This window comes from Micromonospora sp. NPDC093243 (genome assembly GCF_044753725.1).
Classification (GTDB): domain Bacteria; phylum Actinomycetota; class Actinomycetes; order Mycobacteriales; family Micromonosporaceae; genus Micromonospora.
In genome coordinates this window covers 699220-725853 of sequence record NZ_JBIVNT010000004.1, presented here as the reverse complement: position 1 = coordinate 725853, position 26634 = coordinate 699220, and the positions used below count along the sequence as shown (strand labels likewise).

Below are 26634 nucleotides of genomic sequence, written 5' to 3'. Positions count from 1 at the left end.
GGCGGCCCGCCTCGGCAAGATTCGCCGCTGCCTATCTGCCGCTAGAAGGAAATTTTCACACCGGGTGCGCTCCGCGCAAGACCCGGTGACCGGTTGGCGCAGAAACTGGCGGTTGGCGCCGAGGCGTACTGGGTAGCAACGCGGGTCACCGGCCGCCGGCGGTGGTGGTCGCACGGTGGGGAGGGGTGAGCGCGGTGTCCGTGCTGCGTACCAAGCCGATCAGGGATGTGCTCGCGCAGAGCGAGGCGGACGGCTCCGACGGCCGTCCCGGCCTGAAGAGACGGCTCGGCGCGCTCGACCTGACCGGGTTCGGCATCGGCATCGTGATCGGCACCGGGATCTTCACGCTGACCGGGATCGAGGCCCGGGACAGCGCCGGACCGGCCGTGGTGATCTCGTTCGCCATCGCCGGGGTGGTCGCCCTGCTCGCCGCGCTCTGCTACGCCGAGCTGGCCTCCAGCGTGCCGACGGCCGGCAGCGCCTACACGTACGCGTACGCGACGATGGGCGAGATCGTCGCCTGGATCATCGGCTGGGACCTGCTGCTGGAGTTCGCCCTCGGCGCGGCGGTGGTGGCCCGCGGGTGGTCCGGCTACCTGGCCGAGCTGTTCGACCTCCCCGCCAGGTGGTTCGCCGAGGACGGCAGCGTGGTCAACCTCGGGGCGGTCGCCATCGTGCTGGTCCTCGGCGTGGTCGGCATCGTCGGCATCCGGGAGTCCGCCCGGATCACCAACCTGCTGGTGCTGGTGAAGGTCGCCATCTGCGTCTTCGTGGTGGTCGCCGGGCTGTTCTTCGTCAAGGCAGCCAACCTGACCCCGTTCATTCCGCCGGCCGAGCCGGCCTCGGGCGGGGAGGACGGCATCCGGCAACCGCTCACCCAGGCCATCTTCGGCCTGGAACCCTCGGTCTTCGGATTCGTCGGGGTGCTCAGCGCGGCCGCGGTGGTCTTCTTCGCGTACACCGGCTTCGAGGCGGTGGCCAACCTCGGCGAGGAGACCAGGAAGCCGCGCCGCGATCTACCGCTGGGGCTGCTCGGGACGCTGCTCATCTCGACCGTGCTCTACATCGGCGTCTCGCTGGTGCTGGTCGGCATGGTGCGGTACACCGACATCGACCGGGCCGCCCCGATCGCGTCGGCCTTCGAGGCGGTCGGTGCCGGGTGGGCGGCGGTCCTGGTCTCGATCGCCGCGGTCGCCGGCCTGACCAGCGTCATCCTGGTCGACCTGGTGGCCATGGGGCGGATCGGCTTCGCCATCGCCCGGGACGGGCTGATCCCGCCGTCGATCGCCAAGGTGCACCCGCGCTGGGGCACCCCGTACCGGATCTCGGCGATCATGACGGTCGGGGTCGCGCTGCTCGCCGGGCTGCTGCCGCTCTCCGCGCTGGCCGACCTGGTGAGCATCGGCGCGCTCTGCGCGTTCGTGCTGGTCTCGGTGGCGGTGCCGATCCTGCGCCGGACCCGCCCCGAGCTGGACCGGCCGTTCCGGGTGCCGCTCTCGCCGGTGCTGCCGATCGTCTCCGCGCTGGCCTGCCTCTACCTGATGCTGAACCTGTCGGTGGAGACCTGGCTGCGGTTCGGCGCCTGGATGCTGCTCGGCGCGCTGATCTACTTCGGCTACGGCTACCGCCGCAACCGCCTCGCCACCCGCGAGGCCGTCCCGCACCCCCGCACCCCCAACTGACCCCTCCCCACCGCACCCCCGGTGATCATGAAGTCCGCGGCGCTGCCGATCTTCGGATCCGCCGCGAACCTCATGATCACCGTGTGGGTCAGGGGCGGGGTTGGGGCGTGGCGGTGGGGCCCTTGACCACGGGCTTGCCGTTCTGCCAGACGACCTCGTCGAGCCAGGTCTGCCGGCCCGGGTCGGTGCTGCCCTCCTGGCCGGGCGGCCAGGCGTGGTAGAGCAGCCAGGTCCGGCCGTCCTTGACCACCATCGAGGCGTGCCCCGGGCCGGACGCCGCCTCGTTGCCGGTCAGGATCGGGTTCTCCGCGGCCTTCACACACGGGCCGGTGGGCGACTCGCAGACCGCGTAGCCCTCGGCGTACTCGGCCTTGTCGTAGGCGTTCGCGGCGAAGAAGAGGTAGAGCGTCCCGTCCTGGCGGTGGAAGAACGGCCCCTCGATCAGGGTGCCCTCCCACGGCTCGGTCTGCTTCAGCAGCTTCGTCGGCTCACCGACCAGGCTCAGCCCGTCGTCCGAGAGGCGCTGGGAGAAGATCCAGGTGTCCACCCCGATGGCGTTGCCGTCGTTCTTCCACAGCAGCCAGAGGCTGCCGTCGGTGTCCCGGTACGGGCTGGCGTCGATCGCCCCGCCCAACTCGGCCTGGCAGATCAGCGGGCCGGCCGAGTCGTCGCGGTACGGGCCCTGCGGCGCCGTCGCGACCGCCCGCCCGACGCACTGCCGCCCGGACTCCCGACCCGCGACGGTGTAGTAGAGCACGAACTGCTCCGGCCCGAGCTGGATCGCCTCCGGGGCCCAGGTCTTCCCGGCGTCCGCCCAGTCGGGCAGCGCCGGCAGGGCGTCGCCGGCCGGCGTCCAGTCGACCAGGTCGGCCGAGGTGTGCACCGGCACGTTCCGGCCGTCGGCGTTGGTGTGGAACAGGTACCAGGTGTCACCGACCCGGATCGCCTGCGGGTCGGGGGCGTCGGTCCGGATGACCGGGTTGGTGAACATGCTCGGGTCGCTCCCCGTACTCGTGGGTGTGGGTTCGTCGCCGCTGCCGCAGCCCGCGACGAGCAGTGCGGCGGCGAGAACCGCCGCCGCACCACCTCGCCGGAGTGATCCGGCCGTCATCCCTTGAGGCCGCTGCGGGAGACGCCCTGGATGATGTGCCGTTGCGCGAGCACGAAGAGGATCAGCACCGGCACGCTGGCCAGCACCGCCCCCGCCATGATCACCGGGTAGTCGGTCACGTAGGAGCCCTGCAGCAGGCCCAGACCCGGCGGCAGGGTCAGTTTCTCCGGGCTGAACAGCACGAAGATCGGCCAGAGGAAGTCGTTCCAGTTGGTCAGGAACGAGAGCACCGCCAGGGTTGCCAGCGCGGGCTTGGAGAGCGGCAGCACCACCTTGTAGAAGATCTGCCACTGGTTCGCCCCGTCCAGCACCGCGGCCTCCTCCAGCTCCCTGGGCAAGGAGATGAAGAACTGCCGCAGGAAGAACACCCCGAACGCGCTGGCCGCGCCGGGCACCACGACCACGGCGAGGGTGTCGATCCAGTTCAGCGAGTCGACGATGAGGAAGTTCGGGATGATCAGCGAGGTCGGCGGGATGAAGAGCGTCCCGACGATCAGCGCGAAGCTCACCCCGCGACCCCGGAACCGCATCCGGGCCAGGGCGTACGCGGCCATCGACGCGGTCACCAGCACCAGCAGCGAGTGCAGCGTCGCCGCCACCATGCTGTTCAGGAACCAGCGCAGCACCGGGTTGGCGGAGTTGGTCAGGATCTGCTGGTAGCCGTACCCGGAGAGCGGGTCGGGCAGCCAGGTCGGCGGGATCTGCTGGGCCCCGTCGTAGGTCTTCAGCGAGGTGATGACCATCCACACCAGCGGCATCAGGAAGACCAGCGTGAGCGCCACCAGGATGGCGTAGAGCGCGGTCCGGCGCAGGGTGCTCGCCGCGCCGCGGGCGTTGCGCGTAGGCGTCGTCATGGCGGTCCCCTCAGTCTTCCCGGTAGCGGAAGAGGCGGAAGTTGGCGAGGCTCACCACGGCCAGCATCAGCGCGAACACGATGCTCATCGCCGCGGACCGGCCGGCGTCGTTGTCCCGCAGCCCCTCCTCGACGATGAACCAGACCACGGTGCGGGTCTCCGTGCCGGGAGCGCCCTGGGTGATCAGGAACGACTGGCCGAACACGTTCGCCGAGGCGAGCACCGTCGTGGTGATCACGAAGAGCAGGACCGGACGCAGCCCGGGGAGCGTGACGTGGCGGAACCGTTCCCAGGTGCTCGCGCCGTCGACCTTCGCCGCCTCGTAGAGCTCCGCCGGGATGTCCTGGAGACCGGCCAGGTAGATCACCGCGTTGAAGCCGGAGGTCCACCAGACGGTGACCCCGACCAGGGAGACCCAGGCCCACGGCACGTCCGTCACCCAGGGAATGTCGGCGGGCAGGCCGAGCACGCCGAGCACCCGGTTGACCAGGCCGAGGTTCGCGTCGAGCAGGAACCGCCAGAGCAGGCCGATCACCGCGACGCCGAGCACGTACGGCGCGAAGTAGACCGCCCGGAAGAAGGTCCGGCCCGGGAACGAGCGGTTCAGCAGCAGGGCCAGCCCCAGCGGGACGACCACCAGCAGCGGCACCGCGAAGACGGTGAAGATCGCCGTGGCCCGGACGCTCTGCCACCAGTCGCCGTAGACAGCCGAGTCGCTGGAGAAGAGTTCCTTGTAGTTGTCCAGCCCGACGAACGGCCGGTTGGGCAGCTGGAAGTCCCACTGGTGCACGCTGAGCCAGAGGCCGAGCAGGATCGGCAGCAGGCCGAACACCGCGAACAGCACCAGGTACGGGGTGAGGAAGAGATACGGCGTCGCCCGACCGACCCGGTTCGCCGACTTGGCGCCCCGGCGGGCAGCACTGGCCGCCGGGGGCGGCGCGTCACCGCGCGCCGCCCCGACCTCGATCACGTCCGCCACAAGGAATCAGCTCCCGTACTTCTTGCGGTTGTCCTCGAGCTGCTTGTTCGCCTTGGCCACACCGTCGTCGAGCGCCTGCTTGGGCGACTTCTTGCCCAGCACGGCCTCGTTGAACGAGTTGTAGAAGGTGGTGAGGACCTCACCCAGGCCCGGGGTCGCCGGCGGGAAGGCCGCGTACTCCAGCTCGGGGGCGAGCGCGCTGACCTCGGTCAGCGCCTTGAACTCGCCGCTGTCCCGGACGGTCTTGCGGGCCGGCACCTGGCCGCCCTTGGCCCAGTCGAGGGAGTGCTGGCTGAGCCAGTTGATGAAGACCTTCGACGCGGAGACCTTGTTGGCGTTGTTGGCCCGCTGCTTGACGATGGTGAAGTTGTGCGAGTTGGCCCAGGCCGCCGGCTTGCTGCCGATCTGCGGCAGGGGCGCCACGCCCCACTGGACGTCCGGGCTCTTCTTCAGGTCGTTGATCTGCCAGATGCCGTTGAAGGTGAAGGCGTTCTTGCCGCTCTTCAGCGCCAGGTACTCGGCGTCCTGGCCGACGTTGGACGGCGAGTGACCCTGCTTGATCATGTCGACCATCCAGGTGCACGCCTCGACCGCCGGGTCGGAGTTGAAGGTGGCCTTGGCGACCTCGGCGTCGAAGAGGCTGCCGCCGAACTGGTAGACCAGCGAGTAGAAGCTCATGCCGCCGGTGAACTGGAACGGGCTGACCCAGTAGCCCTGCACGCCCGACTTCTTCAGCTCGGTGAGCGCGGCGGTGAAGTCGTCGCGGGTGGTCGGCGGCTTGTTCGGGTCCAGCCCGGCCTTCTGCATCACCGACTTGTTGTAGTAGAAGCCCAGCGGGTGCATGTCCAGCGGAATGCCGTACCGCTTGTTGTTGTAGAGACCGCCCTGCCAGACCGTGGGCGCGAAGTCCGCCTCGGTCAGCTCGAGGGTCTTGGCCACGTCGTCCAGCTCGGTGATCACGCCACGGGCGGCGAAGGTGGCGAGCTGGTCCATGTGCATGACCGCGACGTCCGGCCCGTTGCCGCTGGAGGCCGCACCGGGGAGCTTGTTGTAGTAGTCCTCCCACTGGTAGGTGGCGACCGACACCGCGATGTTCTGGTGCTCGGTGTTGAACTGGTTCACCAGCGTCTTGAAGATCTCGCCGTCGCCGCCGGTGAAGCCGTTCCACAGCTTGAGGTCCACCTTCGGACCGGTGTAGTCCTTGCCGCCGTTGCCGGCCGCCGCCGGGCCGCCGGAGTCGTCGCCGCCGCCGCAGCCGGCCAGGGTCAGGGTCGCCGCCGCGCCGAGCCCGACGCCGAGCCCGAGCAGTCGCCGTCGGCTCATTTCGTTCTGGATCATGCCGTATCTCTCCTTGGGGGGACGGGAAAAGTTTGCCTGGTCAGGGCCGGTTTCCGAAGCGCAGCACGTTCCAGGAGACGGCCGGCAGGCGCACCGAGCACCGGCCGGCGTCGAGGGTGGGGGTGTTCAGTTCCCGAGGCGTTACCTTGTCCGGTTCGGCCTCGGTGTTGGTCGCCGACGGATCGTCCCCGGCAGCGAGGGTCAGGTGGGATTGACCAGATAGTCCCGACACGCCGCGCAGGTCGAGCTGTAGCTCCAGGTCCGTGTCGCCCCGGTTGACCGCGAACACGGTCAGCTCGCCGGTCTCCTCGTCGTGCACGGCCACGGTGTCCAGCACCGGGACGTCGCCGTACTTCTTCGTCTCGTAACGGGGCGAGACCGGCTCGGTACGCAGCACCGTGCCACGGGCGTACCGGGCGGTCAGCGCGAAGGGGTGGAAGATGCTCTGCCGCCAGGCCGGCCCGCCGTTGCGGGTCCGGATGGGGGCGATCACGTTCGCCAGCTGCGCCTGGGCGGCCACGCCGACCCGGTCGGCGTGCCGGAGCAGGGTGATCAGCAGGTCGCCGACGACCACCGCGTCGACCGCGGTGAAGTCGTCCTCGATCAGGGCCGGCGCCTCGACCCAGCCGCGCCGGTCCAGGTCCGCCTGGAGGCGAGCCTCGTACCAGACGTTCCACTCGTCGAAGGAGATCTTCAGCTTGCGGCGGTGCCGCTGCTTCGCCGCCACGTGGTCGGCGGTGGCGACCACCTCGGTGATGAAATTGTCCATGTCGACGGCGGAGGCGAGCAGGCTGGCCCGGTCGCCGTCGGAGGGGTCGTAGTAGGTGTGCGCGGAGATGTAGTCGACGTGCTCGTAGGTGTGCTCGAGCACGGTCGCCTCCCAGGAGGCGAAGGTCGGCATCCGCCGGTTGGAGCTGCCGCAGGCGACCAGGCTGATCGACGGGTCGATCATCTTCATCGCCCGGGCCGCCTCGGCGGCCAGCCGGCCGTACTCGTCGGCGGTCTTGTGCCCGACCTGCCAGGGGCCGTCCAGCTCGTTGCCGAGGCACCAGAGCCGCACCCCGAACGGATCCTCGGCGCCGTTCTTGCGGCGCTGGTCGGAGAGGTGCGTCCCGCCCGGGTGGTTGCTGTACTCCAGCAGGTCCAGCGCCTCCTGCACGCCCCGGGTGCCCAGGTTGACCGCCATCATCGGCTCGACCCCGGCCTCGTCCGCCCAGGTCATGAACTCGTGCAGGCCGAACGCGTTGGTCTCGACGGTCTTCCAGGCCAGGTCGAGCCGGCGGGGTCGGTCACCGACCGGGCCGACGCCGTCCTCCCAGCGGTAGCCGGAGACGAAGTTGCCGCCGGGGTAGCGGACGACGGAGACGCCCAGCTCCCGGGTCAGCTCCAGCACGTCACGTCGGAGCCCGAGGGCATTTGCCTCCGGGTGGCCCGGCTCGTAGATGCCCCCGTAGACGCAGCGGCCCATGTGCTCGACGAAGGAGCCGAAGAGTCGCCGGTCGGCCGGCCCGATTGCGAATGCCGGGTCGATCGTCAGCTGTGCGGTCCGCACCGGATGTCACCTTTCGTCATTTCTGGTGTCCGGTGACCACGGTCACCGCACACCCGGTTCCCTGCTTTCTACAACGTTGTAGGCAACGTTGTAAAGAGCGAGTTACGCGGTAGAGTGCCGGTGGTTACATCGGGGAGGTTGCGGAAGTGCGACACAGGCTCAAGGACGTGGCGGAGCGGGCCGGCGTGTCGGTGAAGACGGTCTCCAACGTGGTGAACGGTTACGTGCACGTCCGGCCGGACACCCGGGCCCGGGTCGAGGAGGCGATCTCCGCCCTCAACTACCGGCCGAACCTCTCCGCCCGCAACCTGCGCAAGGGCCGCACCGGGGTGATCGCCCTGGCCGTGCCGGAGCTGGACATCCCGTACTTCGCCGAGCTGGCCCGGCACGTGGTCAACGCCGCCGCCGAGCTCGGCTGGACGGTGCTGATCGACCAGACCGGCGGCGGCCGCGAGCAGGAGCGGGTGGTCGCCTCCGGCATCACCGACCACCTGATCGACGGGTTGATCTTCAGTCCGCTGGCGCTGACCGCGGAGGACCTGGCCAACCTGGACGGCACGCCGATGGTGCTGCTCGGCGAGCGGGTCGACCACGGCCCCGCCGACCACGTCGTGATCGACAACGTGGCCGCCGCCCGCGAGATCACCGAACACCTGATCGGCCTCGGCCGGCGCCGGATCGCCGCCATCGGGTCACAGCGCACCCCGGAGGGGGCCAGCGCGCGGCTCCGGCTCACCGGCTACGCGGCCGCGCTCGAGGCGGCCGGCCTCGGTTACGACGAGGCGCTGATCGCGCCCGCGCCGGCCTGGCACCGCGCGGACGGCGCGGCCGCCATGCGCCACCTGCTCACCTCGGGCGTACGCCCCGACGCGGTCTTCTGCTTCAACGACACCCTCGCGTTGGGCGCGCTGCGGGCGCTGCACGAGGCGGGCCTGCGGGTGCCCGACGACGTCGCCGTGGCCGGCTTCGACGACATCGAGGACGGCCGGTTCTCGGTGCCGACCTTGACCACCATCGCCCCGGACAAGGAGCAGATCGCCCGGCTCGCGGTCGAGCTGCTGGCCAACCGCCTCGACGGCGACCCCTCCGCCCCGGCCCGCGAACTCTCCGCCCCCTACCGGCTGACCCCGCGCGAATCCACCCACCCGCGCTGATCCCCCCTGTTGGGGGAAGCCGCGGCTCAGTCGAAGAAGCGGGCCAGGTGCGACGCGGTGGGCGGGGCGGCGTCCGGGGGGACCGGGGTGAGGTCGGCGAAGATCGAGGCGCCGTCACAGCCGGCGTGCAGCGGATACCAGCGCGGCGTGCCGGGCGGACGCTGCAGGCAGATGCCCTTGAAGGTCTGTACGTCGAGCAGCCGGACGTGGGTCGGGTCGGCCACCGCGTTCACGTGCCCCCACCAGGGGCTCATCACGTGCAGCACGCCGCCCGGGCGCAGCACCCGGTGGCACTCGTCCAGCAGGGGCAGGAAGTCGATCAGGTGCTCCAGGATGTGCACCGTGAAGAACACGTCGACCGCGTCGTCGGCCAGCGGTAGCGACCGGGAGAGGTCGGCCACCGCGTCCACCCCGGTCGCGGGGAAGATGTCCAGACCCAGGTTCCCCGGCCACTGCTTGCTCGGCCCGCAGCCGAGGTCGACCACCACCGGATCCCGCCCGGCGACCCGCACCCGGCACCAGACGCCGAGCACCCCGGCCAGCCGGCCGATCTGATCCCGGACGAGCCGCAGCTCGGCCGGGTCGGCCACCTCGCCGGTCACGTGCGCGACGCCGCGGTCGAAGCGCACCTCGACGGCGAGGCCGCGCAGCCGGTCGTCGTGGCCGGTCTGATCAGCCCACGCCTCGGCGAGGAACCCGTCCACCGCCCGCAGCCGGTCCGCCGACGGCGGGGTCTGTGCCAACGCGACCATGGGTCACCTCCCGCCGCCCGTTACCCGCATCCCCGCCGCATATGCCCTGCTCTGGAGGGACATTCGACGGCGGCGCGAGGTCGGCCGGCGCGGGGTCAGGCGGTGCGCGCGGTCGGGCCGTGCGCGGGAGTCAGGCGTGCGGTAGCCCCGGTCAGCGCGATACCTCTGCGGCATCAATATGCCTGTGAGGTATCACGGTCACCAGGACACCGCCGGCGCCGAGCCGGTGAGACACCGATGAGCGGACCGAGACGCGCCGGGGACCGGCCGGTCAGCCGGTGATGGTCCGGCGCGGCCGACCGCCGGCCCGCATCCGTTGCCGGGGCGGCGGGGCGGCCGGCTTGGGTCGCTTCAGGTGGTAGCGGTGCAGTTCGTGGTTGCCGGGCAGGGACGGGTCCTCGCTCATCGCGACCAACTCCCAGCCCTGGTCGCCGGCCCGGTTCAGGTGGGCCAGCGCGGTGTCCCCGTACGGGGTGACGTCGACCATCGAGCCGTCCGGGCCGTACCAGACGAAGACGACCTCCCAGCCGAGGTCGTTCGTCGCCGCCTGCCGCCGGCGGATCAGCAGCGCGTACTCCCACTTGAGCATGGGGTCATTCTCACCCCGTGGCGCGCCATCGGCACGGATCAGTCTTCGGCGATCCGTCCGGCGTCGACCCGCAGCCGCCGGTTGGTCGCCACCGCGTCCAGCATCCGCCGGTCGTGGGTGATCAACAGCAGCGTGCCGGGGTAGCTGGCCAGCGCCGACTCCAACTGCTCGATGGCGGGCAGATCGAGGTGGTTGGTCGGCTCGTCGAGCACCAGCAGGTTCACCCCGCGCCCTTGGAGCAGCGCCAGGGCCGCCCGGGTCCGCTCGCCGGGGGAGAGGGTCGCGGCCGGCCGCAGCACGTGCCCGGCCCGCAGGCCGAACTTGGCCAGCAGGGTCCGCGCGTCCGCCGGCGACAGCTCCGGTACGGCGACCCGGAACGCGTCGATCAGCGGCGCGTCGCCGAGGAAGAGCCCGCGGGCCTGGTCCACCTCGCCGACCACCACCCCGGGGCCGAGCGCGGCGTGCCCGGTGTCCAGCGGCAGCCGGCCGAGCAGGGCGGCCAGCAGGGTGGACTTGCCGGAGCCGTTCGCCCCGGTGACCGCCACCCGGTCCGCCCAGTCGATCTGGAGGTTCACCGGCCCGAGGGTGAACGCTCCCCGGCGTACCACCGCGTCACGCAGCGCGGCCACGACGGCGCCGGCGCGCGGCGCGGCGGCGATCTCCATCCGCAGCTCCCACTCCTTGCGCGGCTCCTCGACCACCTCGAGCCGCTCGATCAGCCGCTCGGTCTGCTTCGCCTTCGCCGCCTGCTTCTCGCTCGCCTCGGAGCGGAACTTGCGGCCGATCTTGTCGTTGTCGGTGGCCTTGCGCCGGGCGTTCTTGACGCCCTTCTCCATCCAGGAGCGCTGGGTCCGGGCCCGCGCCTCCAGCGCCGCCCGGGTGTCGGCGTACTCCTCGAAGTCGGCCCGCGCGTGCCGGCGGGCCACCTCGCGCTCCTCCAGGTAGGCCGCGTAGCCGCCGCCGTAGTGCCGGATCTGCTGCTGCGCCAGGTCGAGCTCCAGCACCCGGGTCACCGTCCGGGTGAGGAACTCCCGGTCGTGGCTGACCAGCACCGTGCCGGCGCGCAGCCCGGTCACGAACTCCTCCAACCGCTCCAGCCCGGCCAGGTCCAGGTCGTTGGTGGGCTCGTCGAGCAGGAAGACGTCGTAGCGGCTGAGCAGCAGCGAGGCCAACCCGGCCCGGGCCGCCTGGCCACCGGAGAGCCCGGTCATCTCCTGGTCCAGGTCGACGGTGAGACCCAGTTCCGCGGCGACCTGTTCGGCCCGTTCGTCCAGGTCCGCGCCGCCGAGGGCGAGCCAGCGCTCCAGCGCGTCGGCGTACCCGTCGTCGGCGCCCGCCGCGCCGGCGGTGAGCGCCTCGGTGGCGGCGTCGAGGGCGGCCTGCGCGCCGGTCACCCCGGTGCGCCGGGCCAGGAAGCCGCGTACCGTCTCGCCCGGTCGCCGCTCCGGCTCCTGCGGCAGGTGCCCGACGCTCGCCGTGGGCGGGCTCAGGGTGACGCTGCCGGCCTCGACCGGCAGCAGCCCGGCGAGGGTACGCAGCAGCGTCGACTTCCCCGCCCCGTTCGGCCCGACCAGGCCGACCACGTCCCCGGGCGCGACCACCAGGTCCAACCCGGTGAAGAGCGGGCGGTCGCCGTGCCCGGCGGCCAGGTCCTTGACGATCATCGTGGCGCTCATGAGGAGGCGAGCCTATCCGGCCCGGTGCACATCGCCGGGCGGCACGGGGCAGACTCGGCGGGGTGGTGACCACACTGGCGATCGACTGCGGCGGAGGCGGCATCAAGGCCTCCGTCCTCGACGGGGCGGGCACGATGCGGACGCGGCCGCTGCGGGTGCCCACGCCGTACCCGCTGCCGCCCGCGCTCTTCGTCAAGACCCTGCTGGACCTGGGGGCCCGGCTGCCCGCAGCGGACCGGGTGACCGTCGGGCTGCCCGGCATGCTCCGGCACGGCGTGGTGGTGGCCACGCCGCACTACGTCACCCGGGCCGGGCCGCGTACCCGGGTCGATCCCGACCTGCTGGCCGAGTGGTCCGGCTGGGACGTGCGGACCGCGCTCGCGGAGGCGTTCGGGGTGCCGGTGCTGGCGCTCAACGACGCCGAGGTGCACGGCGCCGGGGTGGTGGCGGGCACCGGGCTGGAGCTGGTGCTCACCCTCGGCACCGGGTTGGGCTGCGCGCTCTTCGACGGCGGGATCCTCGCGCCGCACCTGGAGCTCTCGCAGGCGCCGGTGCGCTGGGGGATGACCTACGACACGTACGTCGGCGAGCCGGAACGCCGCCGGCTAGGCGACGCGTTCTGGTCCAGGCGGGTACGCGGGGTGGTGGACGGGCTCCGCCCGGTGTTCCGGTGGGACCGGCTCTACATGGGTGGGGGAAATTCCCGGCTGATCCGTCCGGAACAGCTGACCCGGATGGGTGACGACGTGGTGGTGGTGCCGAACACCGCCGGGATCATCGGCGGCGTCCGGGCCTGGGATCTCTCCGCCGCCCGGCGCGCCTAGGGACCCGCACGTCCGGCGGGATCCGCCCGGGGAACAGTCGCCATCCGGGCGGTGTTGTGTCAGCGTCGGGGAAGTGACGGCGCGATACGAGGGGGTGGGTCGAATGGATCTTCTGGCCGAGTACCGGCGGGCGACCATGTTCTTCGAAACCGGAGACCCGACCGGAGCGGCCCGGCTGCTCGAGCCGATCGTCGAGGCCGAGCCGGACAACGCCGCGGTACGGCAGCTGCTGGCCCGGGCGTACTTCCTGTCCGCCCAGCTCAACCGGGCCGAGGAGCAGTTGCGCGCGCTGGTCGACCGTGACCCCAGCGACCACTACGCCCACCACGTGCTGGGCCGGACGTTGGAGCGGCTGAACCGGCACACCGACGCCCTGCGGCACCTGCGGATCGCCGCGGCGATGCACTCGGGCAACGACGACTACACGACCGCGCTGCGCCGGGTGGAGACCCGGGTGGGCGGGCGCTGAGCACCGGCCGGCCGCGGCGCGGCCGGCGGTTGGACGAGCGGACGGGGCAGCCCCACGGGGCTGCCCCGTCGCGTTCCGTCCGGGCTTACCATTGGGCCGTCATGGGAGCTGAGCTGGAGGTGGGCACGTCGTGAAGCTCAAGCTCGACCTGCACGAGATCTTCAACAAGGGGCAGGACATCGACCGCGCGCTGCGCGGGATCATGGACGAGGCGGTGGCGAAGAAGGCCACCCTCGTGGAGATCATCCCCGGTAAGGGATCCGGCCAGCTCAAGAAGCGGGTGCTGCGGTTCCTCGACCAGAAGGACGTCAAGCAGCTCTACCACCGGGTCGAGAAGGACTCCAAGAACTTCGGTCGCCTCTTCGTGCACTTCCGCTGGAAATAGCGGCGACATAGCCCCTGACCTGCGCGTCCGGTCGCTCACAGGGCCGTTGAACCATGATCATGCCGTTTCCAGGCCGTCACCGGCTTGCGGGCTGTCCTCGACGGCCTGGACGTCGCCTAGCGCCTTGTCGATGGCCCGGCGGGTTCGGTCCTCGCTAGTCGGCAACAGGTGGGTGTAGGTCCGAAGGGTGAAGCCAGGGTCGGCGTGGCCCAAGTAAGCCGAGAGGGCCTTGATGCTCTCCCCGGCGTCCAGGAGCACCGAGGCGTAGGTGTGCCGGAGCACGTGCATCCCGTTGTGCCGGTCGTCCGGGATGCCGGTAGCGCGGATCGCGGGCTTCCAGACGCCGGAGTTGAATATCGAGCGGGTCAGCGCGGTCCCAGAGGGCGTGGTTAGGTACAGCTCGACGGTTCGGGGTTCGCCGGTCAAGGTGCCCCACGGCAGCGTCACTGCGACCGGGGGGCAATCCTCGGCGTGGCGCTCCAGCCTGGTCGCTACCGAACGCGGTAGCGGGACCTCCCGCGACTTACCGCCCTTCGGCGGTGCGAAGATCAGTTGACCGCGCACCAACTTGATCTGGCGGGTAACTTGCAAGACCGGGCGGGCCGGGTCGAGATCCTCGGGACTGACGGCGAAAACCTCTCCTTGCCGCAGGCCGCAGCCCGCACCCAGGTCAACCGCTATCCGGTACCGGGGCCGCACGTTCTCTCGGAAGGCCACCAAGCGAGCAACCGGCCACGGCACCACCTTGGTTGGGGCAGGCTTTGGCCGGCGAATGCTCTTGACCGCAAACGGGTTGTTCAGGATCTTCCGATCATCAACCGCCGCGTTAAAAATCATCGACACGTCGGTGAAGAGGACCCGGCGGTAACTCACCGCCAACCCCTTCTCCTGTAGCTTCCGTGCCCACTCCCGAATTGTCGCCGGCTGAATGGACGCGATCGGCCTATCGCCGAAGGTCGGGTAGGCGTGCAGCCGGAGTTCGTATTCGATGCGGTCGCGGGTGAGGACGTCGGTGGTTGCTGCGGCGAGCCAATCGTCGGCGTACTGCTTGAAGGTGGTGCGGCCGGCGTCGGGGTCGACGTAGGTGCCCTTGAGGATGTCGGCCTGGACGTTGGCGAGGAACGCTTGTGCCTCACGCTTTTTCTTGTCGGGGAACGACTGCGATTTTTCCTTGCCGTCCGGCGCGATGTACCGGACCCGGTAGCGCATTCCCTGCCCGCATTCTGGCTTCGGTTCCTGTCGCGATTTCCCGTCGGGGCCGACGATGGTGCGATACCAGCGGTCGACGATGTGGGCCATGTCAGGCCGCCTTCGACTGGTCGGCGAACCAGGCCCGGACGGTGTCAGGGTCGTAGCGCAGGTGGCGGCCGACTCGTCCGGCGGGTGGACCGATGCGGCGCTTACGCCAGGTGTAGAGGGTCTGGACCGGGACGCCGAGGTAGGCCGAGACGTCTTCGACGGTCCAGAGCTTGAGCGGTTGGGCGGCGGTCATGTCGTCTCCCGTGGGTGGAGGGGTCAGGCTGCGGCCGGCACGGTGCCGGCCGGGGTGGTGGCGAGTTCGTGGGCGAGTTCGTGGGCGAGTTCTTCGCGGCCGGTGGTGTGCCGTTCGCGGGCGAGGGCGGCAGCGGTGTTGGCGAGCAGCGCGTCACCCGAGGTGTGCCAGCCGACTCCGGCGAAGGTGAGGGTGCCGACGATGAGGGTGGTGTCGTCGAGGTGGTCGACGGCCTTGACGGCGTGGCCGGCGCCCTGGTCGTGTTCCTCGTTGCGGCGGTAGGTGACGCGGGTGTCGCGCAGGAGTTGGAAGGTGACGGAGTAGCGGCGGGCTTTGGTGAGGAAGTGGCCGCCGAAGCCGAGCATGTGAGCCCATCGCCGGAGCCGGGCGTAGGGGTTGGCCGTGGGTCTGCTGGCCGGTTGGGCGTCAAGGCTGGCTTGACGGTCGGCGACGCAGACGGGGCAGGCGGCGTAGCGGGTGTGCGTGCCGCAGTCAGGGCACTCCCAGCGCTCGACGAAGCCGTGCGTGGCTCGGTGGTCGCGGGGCCGCTGGGACAGCGGCACGGGTGTGCCGGTGGGTCGGCCGATGCGCCAGCAGGCGTCGATGAGGCGGGCGGTGTGGTCGCCGTCGGGGTCGGCGTAGTCGCCGATGCTGTCGGCGTCGAGCCTGACGGAGCGGTGCCCGGTTACCTCGGTGCTCTTGGTGGCGTACTTGGCAAGGTAGCCGGCGACCATGCTGTCAGTGACCTCACCACGGCCGGTCAAGCTGATCGGGCGAACGTCGACCTGCTCGCCCCATGCCATCGGCCAGCCGTCCGGCCGGTCCGGGTGCCCGGGGGTGCAGAAGGCGACCTGCTCGGCGGCGGCCCGGATGGCGTCTTCCAGGTCGGCGACGGTGAACCCGGCCGGCGGCGGAACGATGGCCGTCGGGTCGGCGGGGTCGACGCCGTCGAGGCGCACCAGGGCGTGAAAGTGCACCGCCCCGCGTGCCTGGAACTCGGCCGCTTTGCCGTGGGAAAGCCGGACCGGCGGAACCTTGCGGACCTTGCCGGAGGCGGTGACCACTTCAACCGCGGGGATGCCCCGGCGGCGGGCGAGTTTCGTTAGGTAGCGTTCCGCGGCTTGCTTGGTGCGGTGCCACAACTCGCCGGAGAACAGGTTCCAGACGACCTGGTGGTCGTGGTCGTAGCAGTCCAGGCACAACGGCTGCCCGAGCACCGCGTCGTCCGGTTCGTGTCGTGCCCAGCAGACGGCGGGCCGTCCGTGCTGGCAGAGGCCGGTGTCGCGGCGGGCGTGGCAGGGCTCGGGCCGGCAGTCGCAGCGCTTGCGGTCCCGGCAGGTGTGCCGCTTGACCACCCGGACGTGGACCGGGCCGAACGAGGGTGCGGTGAAGGTGGGGAACACGGCCGGGTGGCGGGACACGGTCTCCGGGACGCCTTTGCCGCCGATGAGGCCGGCGCGGAGCAGCTGGTAGGCGTCGCGTTGGTAGGTGCGGGCGCAGGCGGGGCAGACGGTGGCCCGGCGGTTGCCACAAGCGGTGTAGATCGCGGCGTCGGGCATGTAGTCGGTGTGCCGCTGGTCCAGGACCCGGCCGGTCGATGAGTCGACGGTGAGCAGCTGGCCGGCGAGGCGGATGGGGCGGGTGCAGCCGGCGGCGGCGCGGACATGGTCGAGCCACCCGAAGTAGTCCGGCTGAGTCGCACGGATGAAGGCGGAGCCGGCGGCGGTGTAGGCGTAGACGGGGGTGGTGTCGGCGTTCGAGCCCGCACCCCGGGCCGTGGTGGTCCGGGGTGTGAGGTCCAGCGTCGACGCCATCAGGCGGCCACCTGGGGCCGGTTGGTGATGCTGTGTTGGGTGACGATGGTCCGGCAGGCGCCGCACTGGCGGTCGGCCGGTTCGTGCCGGTGGCACGGAATGGTGGTGGTCACCTGGCCGCAGCGGATGGTGACCGGGGTCCGGCATTCTCCGCCGGGGATGACGTGGATGACCGTGCGTCGGGTGTCGTAGGGGTGCGGCTCGTCGGGGAAGGCCGGGCAGGTGTGGGTGACCTGCTCGATGTCGACGACGTGGATGGTCATCGGGCACCACCGGCCACGGGGGTGCCGTTGACGGCGGGAGTGTTGCCGCCGAGGGTGCGCAGGAGTTCCCGGGCGATGTCCGGGCCGACGTCGAGCAGGCCGGCGAGCTCGTCCGGGGTGATGGGTCGGCCGGTGCTCTGCTCATGGCGGCCGATGACGAATCGGGCGGTGGGCACCAGGTGCGCCGGCACTTCCGGCCGGACGATCGGTGCCGGAATGACGGGTGCGGCGATGACAGCCGGCCGAGCCGGCGCGTTGTCGACGACCGGCGCGGTAGCCGGCGCGTGGTTGTCCGGCGTGATGGCCGGGGTGTCGGTGGCGGTCTGGTCGTTGGCGGCCAGGTCCCGGGCGGCGGCGAGCAGCGCCGCGGCTTCGGCCTGGATGGCGGTGAAGTCGGGTCGGATGCGTCCGGCGACGAGTTCGACGCCGATGACGAGGACGACGACCAGGGCGAAGACCAGGCGTAGGCCGAGGCTGCCCGGGGAGGCGAAGTTGATGGTGGCCGACAGCAGCCCGCAGGCGGCGAAGACGACCATGGCTCCGCGCTTGGCATCCTTGGCGATGCCGGAGGTGCGGACGACGGTCAGCATAGACACCATCGCGGCGTCGAAGATCAGCGGCACCAAGTAGGCGAAGTAGCCGGCGTTCTGGGTCCACAGGTAGTGGGCTTGGTGCAGGTAGCTGGTCAGCAGCGCACCGAGCAGGACGAACCGGTTGTATTTCTTGATCGAGTTGATCGCCTTGAGCATCGTGGGTACCGCGTTGCGGGCGTACTCGGCGGCGAATTCCTGGGTGAAGGTGCTCGGGTCAGTGCTCGACATGGGGAGTCACCTCCGGGCGGATGTCTGTGGGGATGAGGTCGACCACGCCGGAGCAGTGGGTGCACATGATCGGGGCCAGCCCTCGGGCGGTGAGCTTCTGGCGGAAGCAGGGCAGGCAGGTGAAGTCGGCCGGGAACAGGCCCTCGCCCTCACAGAGCAGGCAGCGGCCGAGGCAAACCGGGCAGGGCTTGTAGACGGGGCCGAGCACGTCGTGGACGCCGCCGGGGCTGCTGCCCTCGATGCACCACAGGCACGGGTCGGACAGGTGGAAGCTCACGACTGGCTCCCTTCGTGGCAGTCGAGGCATTCGCCGTAGCGGCGGGGGATGTAGTAGGGCTTCACCTCGCCGCAGACGCGGCAAGTGCGTCGGGCGCGAAGCGCCTTGGCGATGGCGGCCCGCTGAGCGGGCGTGGCCGTCCGTTTGGGCGCGGCGAGATCGAGGCGGTAGAGGTAGGCGATCCGGCGCTGCCGGCGGTGCCGCCAGAGGATCTGGGCCACGGGGTCGTGTCCGCCGGGACGAAGGCCGGCGGCACGGAGCTGCCGGCGGGTGGCAAGCCCACCAGGGGCGGAGTGGTAGGGGAAGGTGGGGAACCCGTATCGGGTGCCGGCCGGGTCGTAGAACTCGACCCGGATGCCGGTCCGGTCGGTGAGGGTGTCGAGGTCGACGCTGCGCAGGTCGGTCACGGCTTCTCACCGCCCCAGCGCTGCTGGGCGGCCTGCTTGGAGATGCCGAGTCGCTGGCCGATCTCCGACCAGGAGTAGCCGAAGGCCCGAAGGCCGATGACGGCGTCGCCGATGGCGTCGTCGATAGCCGCGGAGAGGGCGACTAGGTCGCCGAGGGCTTCCACGTCACCGGCGGCGACGCGGCGGCCGTGGGCGCGGATGATGCGGCGAGCGAACGCGGCGAACGCGTCGTTCTCGACGACATCCCGACGCCGCTGGCGAGGGGCGGAACGCGTCAAGGACGCCTTGACGGTGAACATCAGTTCTCGCCTCCCTCGGTGTGGAGGCGGTCCCACTCGTCAGCGGCTGCGTCCAGGGCGGTGATGACCTGCTCGGCGGTGCGGGCGGGGTCGTCGTTCCACGAGTAGGGGGAGGTGTTCTCGTCGATGCCGAAGCCGTCCTCGTCGACGAGGAACAGCGGGTAGTAGGCGTCGAGGTAGTCGACGAACGCGCCGAGGGTGGCGAGGTAGTCGGCCAGGGCGTCGGGGTCGAGCTGGGAGAAGTGCTCGACGCGGTGTCCGGCGCAGGCGATGCCGATGGCCCCGGCGGCGCAGGCCGGCGGGGTGGGGGTGGTGTCGGCGGTGGGTGCGTAGTAGGTGCCCTGGTGCCAGCCGTGCCGGCGTAGGTAGAGGGCGGCCATCCGGAGCAGGTCAGCGTTTGTGACCTGGACTCCGGTGGGTGGGTTTTGGGTAGCCTTCATGGCAGCCACGTCCTTTCGGGGCTGTTGGTGGAGGTCGGCAGGACCAGCGATTGCTTGCAGGCGTTGGTCTGGTCCTGTCGACCGGCTATCGGGTGCGGAGCCGCAGGTAGCGGCGGTGGCGGGTGTCGTCTCCGCCCATCGGTTGGGGTGCGGAGACGAAGACGAGCCGGTTGGTTTGGCTGGCGGCGTGGATCATCACGGCCAAGTCCTCGGGACTGCCGATGACCCACATCTCGGTGAATTGGGCGGCCCGCTGGTTGTTGGCGCGGGCGTAGGTGCGCTCTCGGGTGCTCATGCGACGGCCTCCCATTCGGTGGGGGTGCTGGCCGCCGTGGTGGTGGCGGGTCGGCGGATCCAGGCGGCGTAGTCGGCGATGCCCGAGATCTGGGTGTCGGTGAGGTAGGCGACCTTGATGCGGCGGGGGACGCCGCCTTCGGCGATGAGGTAGGCCGCGCCCTGGTTGGTGGGCGAGATGTCGGTGGCGGAGTAGCCCTGCTCTGCCCAGCCGTGACCCAGGACGATGTTCGAGCTGTTGGGTGTGGTGCAGCGGAACGCGGCCCGGTAGCCGAACAGGTCCCGCAGGCTGGTGGGGATGATGTCGAAGGACGGCCGCTGGGTGGCGGCGACGACCGGGATGCCGGCAGCGCGGCCCCGGGCGACGAGGTCGCGCAGGAGGGCGACGAACTCTTCCTGCTCCTGCTTGTTGCCGACGGTGGCGGAGTAGAAGGCGATCTCGTCGACGAGGACGGTGATGACCGTCAGGTTGTCCAGGGCGGTGAGCTTGCGGCGCCCGTGGGCGCGTAGCCAGGCGTAGCGGTTGTTCATCACGACCTGAAGCCGTCGCAGGACGGCCAGGGCGGCGGTGATGTCGGGGCCGATGAACGCGTCGGCGCAGTCTTCCCACTGGCCCAGCTCGACGAGCTTGCCGTCGAGCAGCACCAGGCGGCTGTCGACGGAGAGGGCGGCGTGGGCGGCGATGCAGTTGAGTAGGCCGGACTTGCCGCCGCCGGGCTCGCCGCCGGCGAGGAGGTTGCGGTAGGCGAGGGTGATGTAGACGGGCTGACCGAACTCGTCGATCCCGACGAAGATGGGGTCGAACATCGACAGGCCAGGACCCACCGGCACCGCGGCAGCGGGGGTGGGGACTGTGGTGGCCATGGTTGCCCTCCTTCGGGCGATGAGTGGGCGCGAGGAGCCACACGAACGAGCCCCTAGGGCTCCTCGCGCACCGGGTTGGGTAAGGGTCAGATCACGCCGTCGTTGTGCAACTCGTCGTGCCGGTCGGCATCGAGCTCGGCGTCACGGCGCTGGTCCCACGAACGGCCGTCACGGCCACAGGCGTAGCAGTGGAAGTAGAAGCCGTCGGTGACCTCGTCGTACTCGATCTGCGTCATGTCAGATCCAGTCGGAGACGTCGTCGGCATCGGCCGACGAGGAAGCCGCGGGCTTGCTGCCGTTGGCGGTGGTGGCCGGCTTCTTCGCCGGCTTGCCCTGGGCCGGGAGGGTGATCGTCGGTACGTCGACGTCCGGCAGGTCCAGGGCGGTCGGCACCGTCAGCGGTGCCTGCTCGACCGTCGGGGTGCCCGGGTCAATGACGTCGACCAGCGGCGAGCCCACGGTGGCGGTCAGCACCTCACGGCGCTTGATGTCGAAACGCAGATACGCGGCGTTGCGCTCCGACGCGCGCTCGATGAGCACGGTCGAGGCGTGACAGGTCACGGCGATCTTGTCGAGGCGGCCTTCCAGGTCCTTGACCGACAGGCCGGGGCGTAGGTACACCCAGACCCGCTCGCCGACCGGTGTGGGACGAGCCCACAGGATCAATGGCAGTGAACCGGACTGGTTGGCGATGATGAACTGCGCGAAGCACACGCGCAGCCGGTGCCTGACGATCAGGCACCACGCCCAGGCCACCAGCTGGTGGCGGATGACCGGCACGGCGGCCGGGACACCCACGACCAGGACCACGACCAGCAGCGTCACGACGGCCGGGGTGTGGTTGGCGAGCTGCACCCAGAAGGTGAGCACGCCGACGGTGAGCCCGATTTCCGGGAGCCACCACCACAGCAGCCGCAGGACCGGCCAGATGCGGACCAGCACCCACACGATCGCGCCGACCGGCACGCCGATGAGCGCGCCGACGATGAGGGCCAGGATCGGGTGCATGTAGGACGCGGCCACCACGGCGGACAGGACGCCGACGATGACCGCCGAGAGGATGAACGCCAGCCGGGCGTTGCGTGCGGAGGAGCGGTGAACCTTGGCCTCGATGACCGTCACCGTTCCGCTTGACTTTCCGCCGAACGGGCGGCGGGGGCTAGACTTGGACACGACGAGTCCTCCCAATCGCGAGTTGGGTCGGATGAGTTGGCGGCACCGGGGTCGGCAGACGTAGGAGTCAGTACCGACCCCGGGCCATTTCCTTTCGTCACCCCATGGGGGAGACCAGGCCGGGAACGTAGGAGTCAGGAACACTCCCGGACCGCATCGGAGTTGGGTCAGCGACCAGTCGGTAGGCCGCTTCGCAAGCCACGGACACCAGTGGCTCACACAGCACGACGTGCGAGAGACCTACTTCGCCGAGTTGCCAGTCTTCGGCTTCAGCGACACCGCCCGGAACGCGACGCCGTTACGCCCGTTGGTCGCCCACGGAATGGCCTCCAACTGCTCGACCTCGACGAAGTCGCCCACCTTCACGCTCGGCTTCTCACCCGCCGTGGTGATGGTGATGACCTCCCCGCCGTTCTCGTCGAGCACGAAGACCTGGGTGGACCACATGAGCCGGCCCGTGTTCTTCTCGGACTTCTGGTTGCCGTTCTGGTCGTTCTTCGGCTCCGGGTCCTTCGACGCCGTCACCTGCTTGCGCGTGGTGTCCACGTACAGCTTCACAACAGACCTCCTGTTTCTCGGGTCGGATTGAGCAGGTCCCCGGTGGACTCTTGCTCGTGACCTCTGCCAACGAGGGTTCCGCAATGGACCGGACAAGCCACCCGACGTCGTGGACAACTAGGGACGTCTTCGTTATCATGAATGCGTCCCAGTCGTCCCTTGGAGGCCTTCATGCCGAACGACCGACTGCGTGACGCCATCCTTCGCAACGGCATGACGCCAGCTGTCATCGCGGAGAAGATCGGGGTTGATCCCAAGACGGTGGAGCGGTGGATCACGCAGGACCGGACGCCCTATCCGCGCCACCGGCATGCCATTGCTGCCGTTGTTCGCGAGAGCGAGTCGTACCTCTGGCCGGACGCGGTGACTCCGGAGAAGGCCTCGCGGCTTGGTCAGAGCGAGGTCATCCAGGTCTACTCGCGTAGGTCGTCGGTGCCCTACGAGCTGTGGCGCCGTCTGGTCGACAGGGCCGAGGAGAGGATCGACCTCCTCGCGTACGCGGGGGTTTTCCTCGTCGAACAGGACCCGAGGCTGATCGACATTCTGCGACAGAAGGCACTCGACGGGGTGTCCATCAGGATCTTGCTAGGCGATCCCGACCGGCCCGCGATTGAGCGGAAGAGCGTCGAGGAGGGTGCCCCGGGTGTCATGGCCGCCAAGATTCGGCAGGTGAGGCAGTACTACGACCGCCTCGAAGGCACGCAGGGCGTCGAGGTCAGGTACCACGACACCACCCTGTACAACTCGATCTACCGCTTTGATGACGAGATGTTGGTCAACATGCATGTCCTCGGGTTTCCGGCGCCGCATGCACCCGTTATGCACCTAAGAAGGCTGTCCGGTGGCGACATGTTCAGCACCTACGCCGACAGCTTCGACCGCGTCATGATGTCCTCGTACCCACTTGGGCATGAAGAGGTGGCAACCTAGGCCACGTGGCGAGGACCGAGCACTATCACGACCCGAACGCGCCGAAGGCCAACAGCATCGTCGTGGCCGTCTCGGTGTTCGTACGGGATGCCCACGGTCGCGTGCTGTTGATTCATCGCACTGATAACGAGCTGTGGTCACTTCCGGGGGGCGGCCAGGAGATCGGGGAGACCGTTGCGGAGACAGCGGTGCGGGAGACCCGAGAAGAGACCGGTGTCGAAGTCGAGGTAGTCGGGCTCGTCGGCGTCTACTCAGACCCCGGCCACGTTGTCGAGTACTCCAACGGCGAGGTGCGTCAGCAGTTCTCCATCTGCTTCCGAGCGGAGCCACGCGGCGGCACGCTGACGACGAGCGACGAGTCATCCGACGTGCGATGGCTGAGCCGTGTCGAGCTGCCAAACCTTCAAATTCACCCGTCGACCCAGATGCGTATCCGGCACGGCTTCGAGGACCGCCGAGAGCCCTACATCGGCTGAGGAACCTGGGCGTGAAGGCGTGACTGAGTGCGCCGCGCAGCGGCAACCATCTCGGGTTCCGCCCGGGTGATGAAGCGCGTGACGAGGTGTTCCGGCCCGTACCGTGACCGGATCTCCGCCAACCTCTCCAAGACCTCGAAGTCCTGGCCGTCAGGTCCGGTAGTCATGTCCGAGAAGCAGAGAGCGTCAGCAACCGCCGACTCCTCGCGGGAGAACTCACCGGCTAAGACCGCGTCTAGTCCGCGCTCCTCGGCTTCGAGCCAGGCGCACGAGTGGTGTGCCACCAGGGCTGCAATTCGCTCGTCGAAGCCCTCCCGCCTCAGCCACCGGCCGCCATCGAGCGAGTGGAAGCCGGTGTCGACCAGATCGGAGCTGTAGCCGACGTCGTGGAGCCATGCCGCAGCCACTAGCACATCACGGTCATCCTCCGGAACGGCGGCGGCGACGGTCCGGGCCTTGGCGGCGACTGCCTGGACGTGACTCCACCGGCGAGGTAGTGCCGCCAGCTTGCTGCGCGCTATGTCTCGCGCGACGTCGGGAAGTGCAGACATGCGATCAGCCTACGGAGGTATCGAGCGAGCTGCACTCGCCCGTCAGGCCGGAGCGCCGTGACGCTCGCCCGGAGGTTCGGTGGTACCTGGTCGGCACGACCGGCGACTCCGAGACCGGCAAGATGCTCAGGCGGGAAGCGAGAACGATGCATGATTTCATGTCGTTATGCGACCCGTCCCTTTGGATGTACTCTCGCGGCTGCGTCTTGATGAGGCCGCGCGGCGGGAGGCCGACGCCTCGGAGCCGCTAATCCCATCGTCGCCCGGCGCCGATCGGTTGAAAGATGATGCCGCTTCCTTTGCCTCCTGGCTGAACGGCCAGCTACAAGCCGGACTGCCGACGGGCCGCGGCCTAGTAGTCGCTGCGGCTAAGCCGGTCACGGGCAGCCGGCCGGTTGCGATCTGGGGATTCGCCGAGCGGGTTAGCTACCGCGCGCTCACGGACTTGCTGATGGCCAAGGCTGGACACGAGATGGACCGCTCACCCGAGCGCTACCGAGAGTTCATCTCCGCGCCGGTAACCTACGCGGAGGAACGCGGCACGCGTCCGGACGACGACGAAGATCACTGGCCCTTCGCCAAGCCTTGGCCGGCCGAAGCGATAATTCAGTATGTCGTGAAGGCGGACCTCGCCTCGTTCTACGACTACATCGACCACGACATTCTCGCTCGCGAGCTTCTCATTCGCACGAGCGACCACGCCGCCGTCGAGTGCCTGCTGGACCTGCTCGGCGAGGTTCACGGCCGACGCTACGGGCTCCCCCAGTTGCTCGAGCCCTCGGATCATCTCTCCGACCTTTATGCGGCCCGAGTGCTGCGCGCACTGCGCCGCAAGCAGTGGGCAGCCTGGCGTTTCAACGACGATTTCCGGATCGCGGTCGAGACGTACGAGGATGCCAAGCGCGCGTTGGACGATCTGGCGACGGCGGCTCGTGACAATGGCCTTGTGCTGAACGAGTCCAAGACCCGCACGCCTTCAATCACGAACTACTGGTACGAGACCGGAATTAGTCAGGTCGACGCGCACCTACCGCGGGACGGCGTCCAGCACGAACCGGCAGACTTCGTGGCCGACTACACGGAAGGGGCCCGCGACAGCGATCCGGAGTGGGCCCTCAGTTTTCTCGGAGAGACCGTCACACCCCGCGACCTTGACGCCGGCGCCCAGGCCGAAGGACGGACGAACCTGAGAGAAGTCGACCGGATCGATATTCGCTACATCCGTCGTGCGCTGATCAGGCTGGCTGACCCCGAGGAACCACGCGCACTTTCGGTGTTGGCAAAGGCGGAGAGCATCGTCGCATTCGTGGCGTCCGCGACCCCATACGTGCTGCGTTACCTGCGCGCCATGGCAGCGCTCGACCGGCCGGCGGTGACCCGGGTCATCGAGGCCATCACCACAGACGTCAGCCTCAACGGATGGCAACGGCTCTGCCTACTTCGAGCAATTGGTGAACTGGACCTGCTCGACTCGGAACCGCTCTTCACCTGGGTTGCGGGCCACCGTGCGCAGCGTTTCGAACCCGCCGTGCGCGCCGAAGCAGCCCTGGCCCTCGCGGCCGCAAACCGAATCGAGGCGCAGGAGATCACCCGCGGCCTCGACGAGGAACCGTCGGCACTAGCCTCCTGGTACCTGGTGGCTCTGCAACGACTGCATCAAAGTGGAGCCGTCCCTGGGGACACCTACGATGCGGTCCGCGAAGAGGGCGGCCTACACGCGACAATCCTGGCCCTGCCATGAGCCTGGAATTCGTAATGCTCGACATCACCGAAGACGCCCTGGAAGAGTTAATCACGACCTACGTCAGACACGCTGCCACAACGACCAGTCGCGCGCCCGACCGATCCCTGGGCCGTTACCGCGACGGCATCGTCAGCGACACCGCCGCCGCCGACCGCGCCGCATGCTGGCTGCGACTGGTCAGTATTGTCGAAATCTACGCCGAGACCCTTCTTCGGCGTCTCTTCGGCGAACAACCTGGCCGGCCACCGGGCGGTTGGGGTGAAGTCAAGGGGTCCTTGAAACGGGACCACAGCATCGATGTCACTGCCGTAGAGGGGTGGGCGAGGTTGGACGCCTGCTTCACCGTGCGCAACGCGGTCGCCCACGGCCTGGGACGCTTCACCGCCCGCCAGATCGAGAAGGGGGAACCGCGCAAGATGCGCCTCATCGGCGTCCCCGTCCGCGACGGCAGGGTGGTGATCACTCCCGAGTCCCTCGCCAGCTGTTTTGAGACCTGCCGCGCCTTCGTCACTGCGCTGGACGCCTACCCCAGACCGTGAGCAACTAGCTAGACGGCCTTCCCGCGCCAACGGCGCGGAGGGAGTGGTGATGCAGCCACCTGGTCGGGGTTGCCTACGGGAGCACGCCAAGCCGGCTGCCGGCTGCCGGCGATCTGCTGCCGGCGATGTGGTTCAAAGTTTCTGTACGTCTTCAAGGCGGCCCGTAACGGGCCGCACGCGCCGCCGCCTGGACGCGCGCCGGCCGCTGCCGCTGTCGCTCTGCGGCCGTCGCGCCTGATGCCCGGCGGCTGGCGCGGAGAGCGGGTAGCCCGGTGGGCCGCCATAAAACGACAGACCGTTGACCGGTGAGGGCTAGGCCGGCAGCCG

The 26634-nt window shown here is 69.6% G+C and carries 31 protein-coding genes and 1 pseudogene; 9 read left to right on the top strand and 23 right to left on the bottom strand.

The window, feature by feature from the left end:
* Nucleotides 1–185 precede the first annotated feature (185 nt).
* On the top strand, nt 186–1682 hold the full coding sequence (locus tag ACIP9D_RS17165; RefSeq protein WP_400450214.1) for an amino acid permease: 1497 nt from the start codon (nt 186–188) through the stop codon (nt 1680–1682).
* Between the two features lie 88 nt (nt 1683–1770).
* Here ACIP9D_RS17165 and ACIP9D_RS17160 read toward each other — a convergent pair whose 3' ends face one another.
* The 5 genes from ACIP9D_RS17160 to ACIP9D_RS17140 all read right to left on the bottom strand — a co-directional run bounded on the left by ACIP9D_RS17160 (nt 1771) and on the right by ACIP9D_RS17140 (nt 7516).
* On the bottom strand, nt 1771–2673 hold the full coding sequence (locus ACIP9D_RS17160) for a glycoside hydrolase family 43 protein (RefSeq protein WP_350875651.1): 903 nt from the start codon (nt 2671–2673) through the stop codon (nt 1771–1773).
* Between the two features lie 116 nt (nt 2674–2789).
* On the bottom strand, nt 2790–3647 hold the full coding sequence (locus ACIP9D_RS17155; RefSeq protein ID WP_350875649.1) for a carbohydrate ABC transporter permease: 858 nt from the start codon (nt 3645–3647) through the stop codon (nt 2790–2792).
* A 10-nt stretch (nt 3648–3657) separates the two neighbouring features.
* Nucleotides 3658–4626, bottom strand: a complete 969-nt coding sequence (locus tag ACIP9D_RS17150) for a sugar ABC transporter permease (protein ID WP_350875647.1) — start codon at nt 4624–4626, stop codon at nt 3658–3660.
* A gap of 6 nt (nt 4627–4632) precedes the next feature.
* Nucleotides 4633–5964: an ABC transporter substrate-binding protein gene (locus ACIP9D_RS17145; protein ID WP_350875645.1), complete on the bottom strand. Its 1332-nt coding sequence runs from the start codon at nt 5962–5964 to the stop codon at nt 4633–4635.
* Nucleotides 5965–6004: 40 nt separating this feature from the next.
* On the bottom strand, nt 6005–7516 hold the full coding sequence (locus ACIP9D_RS17140) for an alpha-N-arabinofuranosidase (protein WP_350875643.1): 1512 nt from the start codon (nt 7514–7516) through the stop codon (nt 6005–6007).
* Between the two features lie 146 nt (nt 7517–7662).
* Here ACIP9D_RS17140 and ACIP9D_RS17135 point away from each other — a divergent pair, with 146 nt between their 5' ends.
* Nucleotides 7663–8670 carry a LacI family DNA-binding transcriptional regulator gene (locus ACIP9D_RS17135; protein ID WP_350875641.1) on the top strand — a complete coding sequence of 336 codons (1008 nt, stop codon included), beginning with the start codon at nt 7663–7665 and terminating at the stop codon, nt 8668–8670.
* A 26-nt stretch (nt 8671–8696) separates the two neighbouring features.
* Here ACIP9D_RS17135 and ACIP9D_RS17130 read toward each other — a convergent pair whose 3' ends face one another.
* From ACIP9D_RS17130 to ACIP9D_RS17120, 3 genes and pseudogenes are all read right to left on the bottom strand, one after another.
* Nucleotides 8697–9422, bottom strand: coding sequence for a methyltransferase domain-containing protein (locus ACIP9D_RS17130; protein ID WP_350875639.1), 726 nt, complete (start codon nt 9420–9422; stop codon nt 8697–8699).
* Between the two features lie 343 nt (nt 9423–9765).
* Nucleotides 9766–10011, bottom strand: a pseudogene (locus tag ACIP9D_RS17125) (hypothetical protein); the annotation flags it as partial.
* A gap of 38 nt (nt 10012–10049) precedes the next feature.
* Nucleotides 10050–11687, bottom strand: a complete 1638-nt coding sequence (locus ACIP9D_RS17120; protein WP_350875637.1) for an ABC-F family ATP-binding cassette domain-containing protein — start codon at nt 11685–11687, stop codon at nt 10050–10052.
* A gap of 62 nt (nt 11688–11749) precedes the next feature.
* Here ACIP9D_RS17120 and ACIP9D_RS17115 point away from each other — a divergent pair, with 62 nt between their 5' ends.
* The 3 genes from ACIP9D_RS17115 to ACIP9D_RS17105 all read left to right on the top strand — a co-directional run bounded on the left by ACIP9D_RS17115 (nt 11750) and on the right by ACIP9D_RS17105 (nt 13365).
* Nucleotides 11750–12511 carry an ROK family protein gene (locus tag ACIP9D_RS17115; RefSeq protein WP_350875635.1) on the top strand — a complete coding sequence of 254 codons (762 nt, stop codon included), beginning with the start codon at nt 11750–11752 and terminating at the stop codon, nt 12509–12511.
* Nucleotides 12512–12614: 103 nt separating this feature from the next.
* Nucleotides 12615–12980 carry a tetratricopeptide repeat protein gene (locus tag ACIP9D_RS17110; protein WP_350875633.1) on the top strand — a complete coding sequence of 122 codons (366 nt, stop codon included), beginning with the start codon at nt 12615–12617 and terminating at the stop codon, nt 12978–12980.
* A gap of 130 nt (nt 12981–13110) precedes the next feature.
* The gene (locus tag ACIP9D_RS17105; RefSeq protein ID WP_007465523.1) at nt 13111–13365 is read left to right on the top strand and encodes a Smr/MutS family protein; all 255 of its coding nucleotides are present in this window, start codon (nt 13111–13113) and stop codon (nt 13363–13365) included.
* Between the two features lie 57 nt (nt 13366–13422).
* On the opposite strand, the gene ACIP9D_RS17100 is transcribed toward ACIP9D_RS17105, so the two are convergent.
* The 14 genes from ACIP9D_RS17100 to ACIP9D_RS17035 form a co-directional block, all read right to left on the bottom strand.
* Nucleotides 13423–14664 carry a site-specific integrase gene (locus tag ACIP9D_RS17100; RefSeq protein ID WP_350875631.1) on the bottom strand — a complete coding sequence of 414 codons (1242 nt, stop codon included), beginning with the start codon at nt 14662–14664 and terminating at the stop codon, nt 13423–13425.
* Nucleotide 14665: 1 nt separating this feature from the next.
* Nucleotides 14666–14857 carry a helix-turn-helix domain-containing protein gene (locus ACIP9D_RS17095; protein WP_350875629.1) on the bottom strand — a complete coding sequence of 64 codons (192 nt, stop codon included), beginning with the start codon at nt 14855–14857 and terminating at the stop codon, nt 14666–14668.
* A gap of 23 nt (nt 14858–14880) precedes the next feature.
* Nucleotides 14881–16671, bottom strand: a complete 1791-nt coding sequence (locus ACIP9D_RS17090) for a replication initiator (RefSeq protein WP_350875628.1) — start codon at nt 16669–16671, stop codon at nt 14881–14883.
* Nucleotides 16671–16934: a hypothetical protein gene (locus tag ACIP9D_RS17085; RefSeq protein ID WP_350875626.1), complete on the bottom strand. Its 264-nt coding sequence runs from the start codon at nt 16932–16934 to the stop codon at nt 16671–16673. The genes ACIP9D_RS17090 and ACIP9D_RS17085 overlap by 1 nt, the downstream gene beginning before the upstream one ends.
* Complete coding sequence (locus tag ACIP9D_RS17080; protein ID WP_350875625.1) at nt 16931–17755, bottom strand: DUF2637 domain-containing protein; 825 nt, start codon at nt 17753–17755, stop codon at nt 16931–16933. The genes ACIP9D_RS17085 and ACIP9D_RS17080 overlap by 4 nt, the downstream gene beginning before the upstream one ends.
* A complete protein-coding gene (locus ACIP9D_RS17075) occupies nt 17742–18032 on the bottom strand; it encodes a hypothetical protein (protein WP_350875623.1) in 291 nt (96 codons plus the stop codon). The genes ACIP9D_RS17080 and ACIP9D_RS17075 overlap by 14 nt, the downstream gene beginning before the upstream one ends.
* Nucleotides 18029–18430, bottom strand: coding sequence for an RRQRL motif-containing zinc-binding protein (locus ACIP9D_RS17070; RefSeq protein WP_350875825.1), 402 nt, complete (start codon nt 18428–18430; stop codon nt 18029–18031). Before ACIP9D_RS17070 ends, ACIP9D_RS17075 begins: the two co-directional genes overlap by 4 nt.
* A 5-nt stretch (nt 18431–18435) precedes the next feature.
* Nucleotides 18436–18738 (bottom strand): hypothetical protein, encoded by a 303-nt coding sequence (locus ACIP9D_RS17065; RefSeq protein WP_350875621.1) that lies wholly within the window; start codon nt 18736–18738, stop codon nt 18436–18438.
* On the bottom strand, nt 18738–19178 hold the full coding sequence (locus ACIP9D_RS17060; RefSeq protein ID WP_350875619.1) for a hypothetical protein: 441 nt from the start codon (nt 19176–19178) through the stop codon (nt 18738–18740). Before ACIP9D_RS17060 ends, ACIP9D_RS17065 begins: the two co-directional genes overlap by 1 nt.
* An 85-nt stretch (nt 19179–19263) precedes the next feature.
* Complete coding sequence (locus tag ACIP9D_RS17055) at nt 19264–19473, bottom strand: hypothetical protein (protein ID WP_350875617.1); 210 nt, start codon at nt 19471–19473, stop codon at nt 19264–19266.
* Nucleotides 19470–20336: an FtsK/SpoIIIE domain-containing protein gene (locus tag ACIP9D_RS17050; protein ID WP_350875615.1), complete on the bottom strand. Its 867-nt coding sequence runs from the start codon at nt 20334–20336 to the stop codon at nt 19470–19472. The genes ACIP9D_RS17055 and ACIP9D_RS17050 overlap by 4 nt, the downstream gene beginning before the upstream one ends.
* Nucleotides 20337–20422: 86 nt before the next feature.
* A complete protein-coding gene (locus ACIP9D_RS17045; protein WP_350875613.1) occupies nt 20423–20572 on the bottom strand; it encodes a hypothetical protein in 150 nt (49 codons plus the stop codon).
* Between the two features lies 1 nt (nt 20573).
* The gene (locus ACIP9D_RS17040; protein ID WP_350875823.1) at nt 20574–21458 is read right to left on the bottom strand and encodes a hypothetical protein; all 885 of its coding nucleotides are present in this window, start codon (nt 21456–21458) and stop codon (nt 20574–20576) included.
* Nucleotides 21459–21749: 291 nt separating this feature from the next.
* Nucleotides 21750–22067: a hypothetical protein gene (locus ACIP9D_RS17035; protein WP_350875612.1), complete on the bottom strand. Its 318-nt coding sequence runs from the start codon at nt 22065–22067 to the stop codon at nt 21750–21752.
* Between the two features lie 171 nt (nt 22068–22238).
* Between ACIP9D_RS17035 and ACIP9D_RS17030 the strand changes: the two genes are divergently transcribed.
* Both ACIP9D_RS17030 and ACIP9D_RS17025 read left to right on the top strand, forming a co-directional pair.
* The gene (locus tag ACIP9D_RS17030) at nt 22239–22997 is read left to right on the top strand and encodes an XRE family transcriptional regulator (RefSeq protein ID WP_350875610.1); all 759 of its coding nucleotides are present in this window, start codon (nt 22239–22241) and stop codon (nt 22995–22997) included.
* Nucleotides 22998–23002: 5 nt separating this feature from the next.
* On the top strand, nt 23003–23473 hold the full coding sequence (locus tag ACIP9D_RS17025) for an NUDIX domain-containing protein (protein WP_350875608.1): 471 nt from the start codon (nt 23003–23005) through the stop codon (nt 23471–23473).
* On the opposite strand, the gene ACIP9D_RS17020 is transcribed toward ACIP9D_RS17025, so the two are convergent.
* On the bottom strand, nt 23461–24024 hold the full coding sequence (locus ACIP9D_RS17020; protein ID WP_350875606.1) for an HD domain-containing protein: 564 nt from the start codon (nt 24022–24024) through the stop codon (nt 23461–23463). The two genes, ACIP9D_RS17025 and ACIP9D_RS17020, sit on opposite strands and share 13 nt — an antisense overlap.
* Before the next feature lie 166 nt (nt 24025–24190).
* Here ACIP9D_RS17020 and ACIP9D_RS17015 point away from each other — a divergent pair, with 166 nt between their 5' ends.
* Both ACIP9D_RS17015 and ACIP9D_RS17010 read left to right on the top strand, forming a co-directional pair.
* Nucleotides 24191–25765: an RNA-directed DNA polymerase gene (locus ACIP9D_RS17015; protein WP_350875604.1), complete on the top strand. Its 1575-nt coding sequence runs from the start codon at nt 24191–24193 to the stop codon at nt 25763–25765.
* The gene (locus ACIP9D_RS17010; RefSeq protein ID WP_350875601.1) at nt 25762–26307 is read left to right on the top strand and encodes a hypothetical protein; all 546 of its coding nucleotides are present in this window, start codon (nt 25762–25764) and stop codon (nt 26305–26307) included. Before ACIP9D_RS17015 ends, ACIP9D_RS17010 begins: the two co-directional genes overlap by 4 nt.
* Nucleotides 26308–26634 lie beyond the last annotated feature (327 nt).

Excerpts from the sequence above, each read along its gene's own strand:
- ACIP9D_RS17160 (WP_350875651.1), bottom strand. The coding sequence starts at position 2,673 with ATGTTCACCAACCCGGTCATCCGGACCGACGCCCCCGACCCGCAGGCG.
- ACIP9D_RS17155 (WP_350875649.1), bottom strand. The coding sequence starts at position 3,647 with ATGACGACGCCTACGCGCAACGCCCGCGGCGCGGCGAGCACCCTGCGC.
- ACIP9D_RS17145 (WP_350875645.1), bottom strand. The coding sequence starts at position 5,964 with ATGATCCAGAACGAAATGAGCCGACGGCGACTGCTCGGGCTCGGCGTC.
- ACIP9D_RS17130 (WP_350875639.1), bottom strand. The coding sequence starts at position 9,422 with ATGGTCGCGTTGGCACAGACCCCGCCGTCGGCGGACCGGCTGCGGGCG.
- ACIP9D_RS17120 (WP_350875637.1), bottom strand. The coding sequence starts at position 11,687 with ATGAGCGCCACGATGATCGTCAAGGACCTGGCCGCCGGGCACGGCGAC.
- ACIP9D_RS17110 (WP_350875633.1), top strand. The coding sequence starts at position 12,615 with ATGGATCTTCTGGCCGAGTACCGGCGGGCGACCATGTTCTTCGAAACC.
- ACIP9D_RS17100 (WP_350875631.1), bottom strand. The coding sequence starts at position 14,664 with ATGGCCCACATCGTCGACCGCTGGTATCGCACCATCGTCGGCCCCGAC.
- ACIP9D_RS17095 (WP_350875629.1), bottom strand. The coding sequence starts at position 14,857 with ATGACCGCCGCCCAACCGCTCAAGCTCTGGACCGTCGAAGACGTCTCG.
- ACIP9D_RS17090 (WP_350875628.1), bottom strand. The coding sequence starts at position 16,671 with ATGGCGTCGACGCTGGACCTCACACCCCGGACCACCACGGCCCGGGGT.
- ACIP9D_RS17085 (WP_350875626.1), bottom strand. The coding sequence starts at position 16,934 with ATGACCATCCACGTCGTCGACATCGAGCAGGTCACCCACACCTGCCCG.
- ACIP9D_RS17080 (WP_350875625.1), bottom strand. The coding sequence starts at position 17,755 with ATGTCGAGCACTGACCCGAGCACCTTCACCCAGGAATTCGCCGCCGAG.
- ACIP9D_RS17065 (WP_350875621.1), bottom strand. The coding sequence starts at position 18,738 with ATGTTCACCGTCAAGGCGTCCTTGACGCGTTCCGCCCCTCGCCAGCGG.
- ACIP9D_RS17060 (WP_350875619.1), bottom strand. The coding sequence starts at position 19,178 with ATGAAGGCTACCCAAAACCCACCCACCGGAGTCCAGGTCACAAACGCT.
- ACIP9D_RS17055 (WP_350875617.1), bottom strand. The coding sequence starts at position 19,473 with ATGAGCACCCGAGAGCGCACCTACGCCCGCGCCAACAACCAGCGGGCC.
- ACIP9D_RS17050 (WP_350875615.1), bottom strand. The coding sequence starts at position 20,336 with ATGGCCACCACAGTCCCCACCCCCGCTGCCGCGGTGCCGGTGGGTCCT.
- ACIP9D_RS17045 (WP_350875613.1), bottom strand. The coding sequence starts at position 20,572 with ATGACGCAGATCGAGTACGACGAGGTCACCGACGGCTTCTACTTCCAC.
- ACIP9D_RS17030 (WP_350875610.1), top strand. The coding sequence starts at position 22,239 with ATGCCGAACGACCGACTGCGTGACGCCATCCTTCGCAACGGCATGACG.
- ACIP9D_RS17020 (WP_350875606.1), bottom strand. The coding sequence starts at position 24,024 with ATGTCTGCACTTCCCGACGTCGCGCGAGACATAGCGCGCAGCAAGCTG.
- ACIP9D_RS17015 (WP_350875604.1), top strand. The coding sequence starts at position 24,191 with ATGCGACCCGTCCCTTTGGATGTACTCTCGCGGCTGCGTCTTGATGAG.
- ACIP9D_RS17010 (WP_350875601.1), top strand. The coding sequence starts at position 25,762 with ATGAGCCTGGAATTCGTAATGCTCGACATCACCGAAGACGCCCTGGAA.